Annotated in this window: 7 protein-coding genes, 1 pseudogene and 1 riboswitch; of the genes and pseudogenes, 4 read left to right on the top strand and 4 right to left on the bottom strand. The window is 51.3% G+C overall.

Annotated features, from left to right (window positions below; genetic code table 11):
- Positions 1–122 precede the first annotated feature (122 nt).
- Positions 123–265: riboswitch (FMN riboswitch) on the bottom strand.
- Between the two features lie 80 nt (positions 266–345).
- Complete coding sequence (locus KD909_RS03690; RefSeq protein ID WP_211782434.1) at positions 346–1,158, bottom strand: undecaprenyl-diphosphate phosphatase; 813 nt, start codon at positions 1,156–1,158, stop codon at positions 346–348.
- Positions 1,159–1,609: 451 nt separating this feature from the next.
- On the opposite strand from KD909_RS03690, the gene KD909_RS03685 reads away from it, so the two are divergent.
- A complete protein-coding gene (locus tag KD909_RS03685) occupies positions 1,610–2,251 on the top strand; it encodes a homing endonuclease associated repeat-containing protein (protein ID WP_012727053.1) in 642 nt (213 codons plus the stop codon).
- Between the two features lie 45 nt (positions 2,252–2,296).
- Here the strand turns inward: KD909_RS03685 and KD909_RS03680 are convergent, their stop codons facing one another.
- Positions 2,297–3,976: a sensor domain-containing diguanylate cyclase gene (locus KD909_RS03680; RefSeq protein ID WP_211782433.1), complete on the bottom strand. Its 1,680-nt coding sequence runs from the start codon at positions 3,974–3,976 to the stop codon at positions 2,297–2,299.
- A gap of 285 nt (positions 3,977–4,261) precedes the next feature.
- On the bottom strand, positions 4,262–5,095 hold the full coding sequence (locus KD909_RS03675; RefSeq protein ID WP_211782432.1) for a DegV family protein: 834 nt from the start codon (positions 5,093–5,095) through the stop codon (positions 4,262–4,264).
- A 160-nt stretch (positions 5,096–5,255) separates the two neighbouring features.
- On the opposite strand from KD909_RS03675, the gene KD909_RS03670 reads away from it, so the two are divergent.
- The 3 genes from KD909_RS03670 to KD909_RS03660 all read left to right on the top strand — a co-directional run bounded on the left by KD909_RS03670 (position 5,256) and on the right by KD909_RS03660 (position 9,098).
- Positions 5,256–5,954 carry an ABC transporter ATP-binding protein gene (locus KD909_RS03670; RefSeq protein WP_012727056.1) on the top strand — a complete coding sequence of 233 codons (699 nt, stop codon included), beginning with the start codon at positions 5,256–5,258 and terminating at the stop codon, positions 5,952–5,954.
- 12 nt (positions 5,955–5,966) lie between these two features.
- On the top strand, positions 5,967–8,288 hold the full coding sequence (locus tag KD909_RS03665) for an ABC transporter permease (protein WP_211782431.1): 2,322 nt from the start codon (positions 5,967–5,969) through the stop codon (positions 8,286–8,288).
- 84 nt (positions 8,289–8,372) lie between these two features.
- Positions 8,373–9,098 (top strand): hypothetical protein, encoded by a 726-nt coding sequence (locus tag KD909_RS03660; protein ID WP_031422677.1) that lies wholly within the window; start codon positions 8,373–8,375, stop codon positions 9,096–9,098.
- Positions 9,099–9,243: 145 nt separating this feature from the next.
- Here the strand turns inward: KD909_RS03660 and KD909_RS03655 are convergent.
- A pseudogene (locus KD909_RS03655) lies at positions 9,244–10,589 on the bottom strand (IS1182 family transposase); the annotation flags it as partial.
- Between the last annotated feature and the right edge of the window lie 310 nt (positions 10,590–10,899).

Raw genomic sequence — 10,899 nt, 5'->3', positions numbered from 1 at the left:
GACCCTAAGGAGCGGTCCTTAGGGTCTTGGTGGGAGGGTTTCGTCGACTTTTTGGCAAGCCAAATAAACGTTTTCTATACAGAAAAGCGTACGACGAAGCACAGGTCATGCGGACCTGTTTTTTGTTCCTTCTCCCATCCAGACTATACTGTCGGCTCTAGAGTCTCACTAGATCCACCGTTCGCACACGTGCGCCCGGGTCACGGACTTAGGGCATGGGCCCATCACCGCCGGTTGGGAATTTCACCCGACCCCGAAGGAATATTTGTTTGTACACGTTTACTGTATCGCAATTGTTTTTATTTCGCAAAACAAAAAACGCTACTCGTGAGAGTAGCGCCTCGATTATGCGAGAAAGAGGACGACGAGAAGCCCGGCAATCCAGCAGTAATATGAGAAATACTTCAATTCACCTTTTGCCATGATGTGCTGGAACCACTTCAACGAAATGGCGGTCAACACGTATGAGGCGATGAATGCCAAGATGAGCGGACCGAACAAGTCTCGCGTGTCCGGGTTGGTGAACAACGTCGGGCCGTCCAAAATCATCGTCCCGAGACTGATCGGAATGAACAGGAAGAACGAGAATCGAAGCGCCGACTCCTGTTTGATTCCGAGGAGCATCGCCATAACGATGGTCGCACCGGAACGGCTGATTCCGGGAATGAGTGCCACAGCTTGGGCAAGTCCGATCAACACGGCGTCGCGTAATGTGATGCCACCATCGCCCTTGTTCCCTCGCATGTTCCGAATAAACCAAAGGGCGAGTCCTGTGATGATGAGCGTATAGCCGACTGTCGCCACGCCACCAAGCACTTCTCCAATCCAGTCTCCGAACAGGACGCCGAGCACACCGGCTGGAACGGTCGCGACAAGCAACAATCCGATGAATTTCACATCGACCATCGTCTCATCCGACCGGTCTTTCTTAAATAAAAACGTCCATAGACTCATGATGAGACGAACGACGTCTTGTCGATAGATTGTTAAAACCGCAAGAAGCGATGCAAAGTTTACGAAAACTTCAAATGACAATCCCGGCAAGTCGATGTTAAATAGTTCTTGGAAGATGACAAGATGTCCGCTCGATGAGATTGGAATCGGCTCTGTGAACCCTTGAATCAATCCAAGTAACGTATAAAATAACCAAACTGTCATAGTGATGATCCTCTTTTCTGTTTTTTGCTCAATGCGGCTATTTTAGCAGAATCGGTCTTTCATTGACCAGCTTATAAATTTTTTTGACGTAATTTCAATATTTGATTGATTAGTCTGAAAATTAAATTTATTATAGAAGGGTACTCATCTGGAGCGAAGGCGATGACCCCAACTCTCCAGTTGGGTACTTTTTTATAAAAATATTACATATTTGGGTGATTAAAACTTTATGTTTACATTTCTCACGAAATTCGATTTAATTTGTAATAGAACTGTTACCATTTTTTGAAATTACCAACTGCGACTTTAGTCCTATCCAATTCCTAGGAATTGTTTAAATTTTTTCAAAATCACGTTAATAAATCCGAAAAACAATCCGATAGTATGATTGTAGGAGCATTTTTTTATCTTTGTCGGTTCAGATTTGAGTCCACGGAAGGAGGAACCATCATTGAGTCAAACGCTATCCACTAAATCCCATCACTTGTCTACCGAACAGCAAAGGATGATCCATTGCATTCGTCTTCTCGGGGACTTGTTGAAGGAACGTCCACGCCGTTCTGTCTATCGCCGCTTCGCAATGGAACAGAATTGGCCGTCTCCCGAGTCAATCATTCGTCAGTTCGGGTCATGGGCTGAGGCACTTGCCATCGCAGGCTATGAATGGCATGGAGAGTCAACCGTCGAATTGCCAGACAAAATGCCGAAGTATACACGCGAGGACATCATCGAGACGCTCGCCATTTATTCGCGAGACATGGGCTCGATCATCACCTTGAAGAAGTATCAGCAATGGCGAAAGCTCCATCCGAAGGCACCGAGCCATTATCATATCGTCAAGACGTTCGGTTCGTGGCATGATGCCTGTGCCGAGGCTGGTCTTGAGGCGAGTGTGACCTATTCGAAAACAGAACTCTCGAACGCTCTTCGTGAAGCCATTCAAGAAATGGGCTTCTCGCTCTCATTCGAAGCGTACCGCGAATGGGCAAAACGGAACAACAAACCTTCGACGAAAGCGATCTTGCATCGCTATGGCTCCTGGTCAGCCGCCGTTCATGCGGTTGAATCTGAACTTTATAATACGAACTCATAATCATTTCATACAAAAGGAGGGTCCGCCAATCGGTGGATCCTCCTTTTATCTGACTTCAGTCGACAGATCATGATAGTGGGCGACACGATCTCGCCCGTTAAATTTTGCTCCGACATACATGGCTCGGTCCGCATGTCGCAAGACCGTATCGAGGTCTTCATATTCATAAATCGTTTCGATCCCGATACTCGCCGTCACCGTGATACGCGTCCCTTCCGTCCCAAAATCATGGCGCTTCAAGGCGTCTCGTATCTTTTCACCGACCAGATGGGCGGCCGCCTCATCCATTCTCGGGAAGACGAATACGAACTCCTCGCCTCCATAGCGTGTCACCAAGTCCGTCGCTCGGACGCTACGAGTGAAGAGTTGACCTGCTTCAATCAGCACCTCGTCCCCGAACGCATGTCCGTACGTGTCGTTGATCGACTTGAAGTGATCCAAATCAATCAAGAAGACAGAGAGCGGATAGGACGCCACATCGTTCAATCGTTCTTTCGTCCAACGGCGTAAAGCTCGCTGATTATGTAATCCTGTCAACGGATCCGTCAAGCTCTCATGTTGCAAACGGTTGCGTTCGTCGATGCGCTCGATTGACCACGATAACGTCTTGAGAAGACGGTTCACCTCAACCGCAATCGGGGTTTCGTATGCCCCGTTTGCTGTCGTCGATACCATGCAGCTGACCGCCGTCTCCGCTCCCCAAACGGGTTGGATGACGAGCGCCGAATGATGTAGCTCTTGTTGCTGTTGCTGCAATTCGGGATGCCATTCATGAAGCGAGTCATAGACGAAGCATGGCTCGTCCTCATCTTGATACCGTTCAATCGTGAAGGCATCCGGCACACTCGGGATGACGCGCCCCGTCATATCATAAAACGTCCGCTCCCCTTTTCGATTGACCTGCAACCATCCTCGTTCCACTTCGACGATATCACGAAGACCGTTCCAAAACTTCTCAATCAACAGTTGCTCGCTGTCCACACGGTACAACTGTTCCTTCAAGCGTTCGACTTGGTCGACTCTCGATTTGGTCTCTTCCGTCTCCGTCGCTTTCGACATCGTCATTTTTAGAACAGATAATATGAAGAACGTGATGATGAGTCCGACATAACCGAAGACGAGATACGACTCGATGGCAATCATCGTGAACAGTAGTTCGAGTGATACGACGAGCCAGTCAAAGCGGATCAGTCGCCACATAATCGGGAATGGGATCCGTTCTCCGACCATGAAGTAGGATAAAGCGAAACTCATTGTCAGGACGAGGAACAAGGTCCCTAAAAACGCCAACATGGCCACGCCTTGTTGCATCAAATGAACGGGCTCTCCGATTCGTCCACCGAGCGCGATATAGGCGAGCCCCGGCAACAAGACGAGCAGACATTCAATCACCGTGTTGAGCGGATAGAAATGAAGGAACCGTCGACGCCCGACGCGACGATTGAAGGCTCGCGCCTGAAACGTGAAGAGGAGCAGTTGCCCCATCAACAGGGCGGGGGCGAGCCCATATAAGAAGAATGTGATAAAGACAAACATCTCATGAAACGTGAAGTGAAGATGCCTGCGCTTTAAGGGATTCATGACGAACAGTGCCCCAAGCGTATAGATGAACCAAAACAACGGCCAGTCGAACGCCTCAAGGTTTTGGAAGGTCAAATACGTCACTCCCGTGAAGACGAGTGTCCACGCGAGCCAGCTCCGAACTAGGTACTTCCGAAATCGCATCGTCTTCTCCCCTTTTCTCGTTCATTTTTTCTAGTATGACCCGTATTGCAAAAACATTCCAGCAATTGTTTGAAAGTTGAGACAATGAAATATTGAAAGGATTCCCAATTCAATGTTTCGTTATGCTAAATGTCGGCAACGACTTGGATAAAGGGGGCTCACCATGGACTTTTCTCTATTTCTGATCACGTTTTGTTCATCTACTCAATCACCATTACACTTCTTTATCTACGGAAACAAAAAACACGTAACAAAGGGCGGCCCTCTCAGAAGGACCGCCCTGAATCATGATTTTGCTTTCAGATAAGAAATGCCGATTGACCCTGAGCCCGTATGCGCCCCGAGAAGTGGTGCGAGTGTATCGACTCGAATCGGAATCGTGTCCCCGAGTTGTTTTTTCCACTCTTCGGCAAGTTCAGGGACGTTCCCGTGGAAAATTGAGACGTCCTGACATTCGCCGGACTCGATTGCCGAACGCAACACTTCGAATAAATGAGCCTGCGCCTTCTTATACGTGCGGACCGTTTGATACGGGACGATCAATCCTTCCTCAAATCGGAGCACCGGTTTCAATTGAAGCATGTTCCCGATGAGCGCCTTCGATTTAGAGATTCGTCCGCCCTTTTGCATCTGTGTCAAGTTTTGAAGCGTCAATTCGATGCGGACGTCCTCGACGCGCTTCTTCATGTATGCTTCCACGTCTTCAAGCGCATCGCCTCTTTCGACGCGTTCAATCAACTCCTCGAACATAAGTCCCATCGTATAGATACCTGCCCGTGAATCGAAGGCGAGCAACTTGAACTCCGCAATCTCAGCCCCTTGAACGGACGCCGAATACGTTCCACTCAAATCGGACGATAAATGAATCGCGATGCCCATATCGTACTCTTCTTTCAATTTTTCATAGAGTGTGACGAAATCCCCGATCGCGGGCTGACTCGTCGAGACACGCTCTCCCGCGTCAATCCACTCGTAAACCGTTTTCGCGTCGACTTCGATTCCATCTTTATACGGTTGGTCCCCTTTGACGACATAGAGCGGGACGATGTGGATGTCAGGATGTTGCGCTAAAGCATCTGGAAGGACAATCGTACTATCCGTGATATAAGCAATCTTCATAAAAAGTTCTCCCTTAAAAATTTTTTTAGTACCTGGTTATATTATTTTATCACAGGTGAAGCGGTTTCACTATTTTTTCAAAACATCCTATGTGCAGCTCGTCCAATCATTTCTCGAAAAGGGTATATCATACATAACGAATAAAGGAGGCGTGTGTGGCATGATCGAACTACGGAACGTCAGCAAAATCTATAAGACAGGTGACGTGGAAACGGCCGCCTTGAAAGACATCGACCTCACCATCCGGGATGGCGCGTTCGTCGTGATTCTCGGTCCGAGCGGGAGCGGGAAGAGTACACTGCTCAACGTCATCAGCGGACTCGACACGGTCACCTCGGGAAAAATCACGTTCGGCGACACCGTGCTGACCGACCTGTCCCCCGAACAGATGACGTCATTTCGACGCGACCATCTCGGCTTCATCTTTCAACAGTACAACCTTCTCCAAAACTTGACCGTCTATGAGAACGTCCAAATCGGATCCGACTTGACGAAAGATCCGTTGCCGATTGATGAATTGCTCGAACAAGTAGGGCTCACAGCGGCACGTGACAAATACCCCTATCAACTATCGGGCGGTGAGCAGCAACGAGTCTCCGTTGCCCGTAGCCTCGCCAAAAATCCGGCCATCGTCTTTTGTGACGAACCGACGGGATCGCTCGACGAAGAAAATTCGAAAAAAGTACTCGAACTACTGGAACGATTGAACGAGACGTATCAAAAAACGGTTGTCGTCATCACACATAATAATGGAATCAGTGAGATGGCGGACGATGTCATCAAGATGAACTCTGGTCGGATTGTGGAAGTGACCCATCATGAGACCCGGGTCGCGGCACGTGACATCCATTGGGGATAAGGGGGTGACGACATGCTGTATAAAAACGTCTGGAAGACATTGAGTCGGAAGTGGATGCAACTCCTCGCCATCGCCATCATCATCGTCATGAGTTCACTCACGTACACGATGATGTTCTATGGCATCAGCGGGATTGAGGTCCCGACCGAAGAGTATCTGGAAGAATCGAACCAAGAAGACTTTGCGATTGACATGCTCAATCGGGTGACGGAAGAAGAGTTACGCGACCCCGCTGTCGCAACGCTCGCGGAGACAGGAGCGTTCACATTGGCTGACATCAAACAAGCCGATGTGGAAGTCTTCAATCGTCTGATCGCATCGCGAATCGCCGCCGTCGAACAGGAGATGCCGGATGCCACGATTGAACTCCGTGACTTGAAAGCCATCACCTACACGTTCGATGACACCGAGCATCGGGGATTAATCGTCAAAGAATCAGACACGATTAACCACTCCTACCTCGAGGCCGGTGATCGACCGAGCGCGAATGACGAAATCGCCCTCAATAAAAAATATGCAGAGGAGAATGGCATCGATATCGGGGACACAATCGACATCGGCAAACCTTTCACGGTGAGTGGATTTGTCCTCTTTCCTGACTACACGCTCCCACTCTTCGATGATAACTTCTTCAACTTGGACCCAGGTTCACAGACCCTCCTCTTAATGACGGATGAATCGTTCGAAACATTCGTCGGGCAAGAGTCGTTCCGACTGTCCGGGGTGACCGATCAACCGATCAAGACCGACCTCGAGCTCCCGTTCGTCGTCTCGGTCATGGAGACGGAGAACATCATTCGAAGCGGCGCCATCTACAGCGAGATTTCATCCGGCAAGGCGATGGCGCTCGGACTCAGTCTCTTTATCGTCTCAATCGCTGTCATCATCGTCGCCATCCTGATCTCGAATATGCTCGAGGCGGAACGAGGACAAATCGGACTATTGAAGGCGATCGGCTACAGTCGTCGTCAAATCGCCTCGCCTTACTTGGTGCTCATCTTGGTCTTCGCATTCTTTATGCTCATCATCGGTTATTTCCTGGGACTCTATTTCGCGAACCCGTTGAAAGAACTCTATCTCGACTTCTATCTCTTACCGTCCATCACTATCGCCCAAAGTCCACTCGTGTTCGTGACAGCCGTGTTCGCCCCGCTCCTCTTCTTTGCGCTCGTCGCAGGAGCTGTTATCTATAAAATTATGGGTGAGAGCGCCCTCGCCCTCTTGTCGCCACGGGACAACGTCTCATTGAATCGACTCAGCCGACTCGTCAGTCGACTGTTGAAACGGGCGAGTGGCAAGACGAAGTTCAAATATTTGTATGCCGTCAAGAGCACGGGGAGTTTCCTCATCTTCTTTCTCGGAATCCTCTTCTCGACGATTCTCATCGTTTTCGCCCTCATGATGAACGGGGCCGTTGACCGTATGACAGTCGGCGGATTGAACGAAGCGGTGTATGAATATGAGGCGTATACAGACGGGACACCGGTTTTAGAAGAAGGACAAGAACCGTTCCTCACCTATCCGTTCGCCTTTGTCGAAGATAAGCTGATCACCTTGAAGGGACTCGACTTCGACAACACCTTGTTCCCCCTCCGAAACGAAGATGGGGATGCGTTGACACTCGAACCTGACGGCCTTGTCGTCTCTTCTTCACTCGCCCTGAAGCTCGGGCTCGACGTCGGTCAAGACATCGATGTCGCACTCGACGGGGACACGTTGACCTATCCCATCATCGGGATTGCCGATGAATTCTCCGGTGATTTCGCCTACTTACCCCGGACGACGTTAAGTGAACTGCTCACGGACGGTGCGACGGATGACCTGTTCAACGGCATCTATGCGACGGAACGCCCGAACGCATCGGACTATCCGACCATCCTGTCACGTCAAGGGTTGATCGATCAGTCCGAATCGATCAATCAATATATGAATTTCATGATGAACGTCTTGATTGGCGGGGCGTCCCTCATCGCTTTCAGCATCCTGTTCGTCTTGACGGCGCTGACGGTCGAGAAGAACTATTACGTCATCTCCTTGTTGAAAGTGATGGGATATCAGAAGCGGGAAGTCCGCTCCATGATTTTGAACAGCTACTTCATCTATGCGCTCATCTCTGCCCTCTTGAGCATCCCCATCGCCCTGTTGACGCTTCGGGTCATCATCGTCGTCTTTGCGGAAGATTATGGACTCGTGCTCCCACTTGAATTCGAATGGGTCTATATCGTCTATACGCTCGGCGCTGTCGTTCTCCTCTTCTTCATGAGTACGTTCATCAGTCGCCGGAAAATCGATCAAATCCCACTTCAGGAAGTTTTAAAGACGTATCAAGAATAATTCATGCCAAAATAGGGCATAATAAGAGATAGACCAGGTCTCTCCTGAGGAGGGACCTGACTTTTGCAGAAAAGGATGATATACATGAATCGTACACAAGTTATGCTCGCCATTCCCGGAAACTGGTCTTCCGCAGAAGGCGTCAGCGAACAAATCAGTTTACATAGTGAAGGCTACACGATGGCCGGTCTGTTATTGCTCGAAGATGAGACAGGCAAGGCGTTCACCGTTGAAGTCGTGGAACGTGACCCAGCCCTCGCCGAGGCGATGATTCACGCGAGTTCTGGCGGATTCACCCCGAAAGTGGCGAAAGGAATCGCTCGTCACACGCATGTCGTCTACTTGATTGTCGACGTCAACGATTTGACAGACGTCGCCGCGGCGCGTCGTGCCGCAAACGCCGTCTTGAACGCAGGTGGACTCGGGGTCATGGTCGAGTCAGCTGGTGTCGCTTACTCGAAAGACGAGTGGCAAGAGTCAAAAGAAGAAGACCTCGCACTCGACTACTCGCTCCTCACGGCCATCACAGAAGAAGAGAACGCCTATATGTCATGGGGAATGAAAGCGTTCGGTCATGCGGACGTGGCCGTACCGATGACACTCGACATAGAAGATGCCATCCACGTGATCCATTCGTTCAACTTCCACCTCATCTCCGGTGGCGCGATGTTCGGCGACGGCGACCATTTCGCCTTTGAAGACGGGCGTGCCTTCACGGTCGAGATGGGAGAAGACGAGCGGACGACTATCGACAACTTGTTGCATAACCCGTTCGGCTTGATCTATCTCGTCCCGCAAGCAGCAGAATAAAAAAATGGAGCGCCCCGCGGCGCTCCATCAGGCTGTTGACGAACCAAATCGCATATGGCGATTTGGTTCGTCTTTTTTTATGTTCAACGAGCTTGAGGCGTTCTGCCCGACAAAAGATTGAAGAAATGTTATGTAGACGGTCCTTTCTGGCCAACAGGTTGGCCAGCTTCTTCATGTTTTGTGCGGTGGCTGCCACCAGATTGGCGCGTTGGACCTTCGCGGTCCCCCTGTAGAAGGTGAAACGGAGCCCGTGGAGCTCTTTCCCATCGGCGAACGAGCGCTCGACGGTCTGCGGCCGCAGTCGGTAGAGGGATTTCCCGGACGCGGACAGGCGGTTCTCGTTCACCTGCTCGCGGTAATGTTCATCGACGTGGCGTGTGATGTCCCTTCGGTGCGTCCGGCTGGACGTGCACTTCTCGAGGAGAGGGCAGTTCTGACAGATGGAGGGGTCGGAGACGTAATGGTGATAGCCGTGGCGGTCCGTCGTCTGATAGGTGAGGCGCTGTCGCGCCGGACAGAGATACGCATCTTCCTCGGGCAGGTACGTGTACCGGGTCTTGCGGAACATCCCCTTCTTCCCACCGAAACGCCTCCGGGCGATGACCCCGAAGATGCCCCGTTCGACGAGCGCCTTCGCGATCCCGGTCGTGAAGTAGCCTGCATCGAGTGCGACCGCCTCGAGCGGGAAATGGAAACGTTCGAGGACATGGTCTAGCCGATTGAGATAGACGGTGCTGTCCGAGACGTTCCCGGGTGTGACGTGTACATCGACGATGAAATTGTGCTTGGCGTCGACCGTCCGATGCGCCAGCCAGAAAAAGCCTTCCGGCTTCTGGTCACGATACATGTATCCCGCATCCGGGTCGGTCCGGCTCACCTTGACGAGCCGGCACTCCCTCTTCTCAGATGCCGGTTTCAGTTCTTTTTTCCGCGTTCGGCCCGTTCCTCGTTCACGCGGGTGAGAAGCTCGTCCTCGATCGCACCGACGACCCGTTCGACCTCGACCTTGTCGAATTTCTTCTTGTTCGCGTTCGCCCGGATGTGCGTGGAATCCGTGATCAGGATGCGCCCGGAGACGAGACCGTGAGATTCCGCCTGTCGGACGATGTCCTCGAAGATTTGTTGGAACACGTCGTTCCCCTGGAAGCGTCGGCGGTAGGCCTGGCTGATCGTCGAATGGTCGGGAACCTTCTCATCGATGCCGAGACCGAGGAACCAGCGATAGGCGAGGTTCGTCTGAACCTCCCTCACGGTCTGGCGCACGGAACGGATGTTGAACAGGGGTCCGAGTAGGATGATCTTGATGATGATCTCCGGATCGATGCCGGGCGTACCGGTGTTCGAATAGAGCGGGGCGCAGAGCCGGTGCACGATCGAGAAGTCGATGTGACGGTCGAGTCTCCGGACGAGATGATCCTGCGGGACCAGCTGGTCCAACGTGGTCTTGGACTGGATCGGTTCATGTCGTTTCTCAGAATGGGCGCGATACATATCGGGTTCCTCCTTTTGATGACGGGCGAACTTGGTATTTACCTTCTTCTTTCCCCGTTTGTAAGGGTTCGAAGTATGTATCGGGCTTTTTCTTCGGCCATCGAGGCCTCAGAAAAAGACAAATGGCCGCCAAAGGTGGCGACCATTCGTGTGACTCGTCCCACGGCGCCCCGACTCCTGCAGGAAAGCAATCCGACGGAGACCCAGCAGCGACCTGAGTCGCGATGCGGCTCCGGGATTGCCTGCGGAAAGCGTGGGCGCCGGAAGGACGAGTTCGAACATCTTATTTGTCAACAAGCTGATGGAGCGC

This window comes from Exiguobacterium sp. PFWT01, from assembly GCF_018255795.1.
GTDB lineage: Bacteria > Bacillota > Bacilli > Exiguobacteriales > Exiguobacteriaceae > Exiguobacterium.
The sequence above is the reverse complement of the archived record's forward strand: the minus strand, read 5'-3'. Positions and strand labels throughout refer to the sequence as shown.

Excerpts from the sequence above, each read along its gene's own strand:
- KD909_RS03680 (WP_211782433.1), bottom strand. The coding sequence starts at position 3,976 with ATGCGATTTCGGAAGTACCTAGTTCGGAGCTGGCTCGCGTGGACACTC.
- KD909_RS03690 (WP_211782434.1), bottom strand. The coding sequence starts at position 1,158 with ATGACAGTTTGGTTATTTTATACGTTACTTGGATTGATTCAAGGGTTC.
- KD909_RS03665 (WP_211782431.1), top strand. The coding sequence starts at position 5,967 with ATGCTGTATAAAAACGTCTGGAAGACATTGAGTCGGAAGTGGATGCAA.
- KD909_RS03675 (WP_211782432.1), bottom strand. The coding sequence starts at position 5,095 with ATGAAGATTGCTTATATCACGGATAGTACGATTGTCCTTCCAGATGCT.
- KD909_RS03670 (WP_012727056.1), top strand. The coding sequence starts at position 5,256 with ATGATCGAACTACGGAACGTCAGCAAAATCTATAAGACAGGTGACGTG.
- KD909_RS03660 (WP_031422677.1), top strand. The coding sequence starts at position 8,373 with ATGAATCGTACACAAGTTATGCTCGCCATTCCCGGAAACTGGTCTTCC.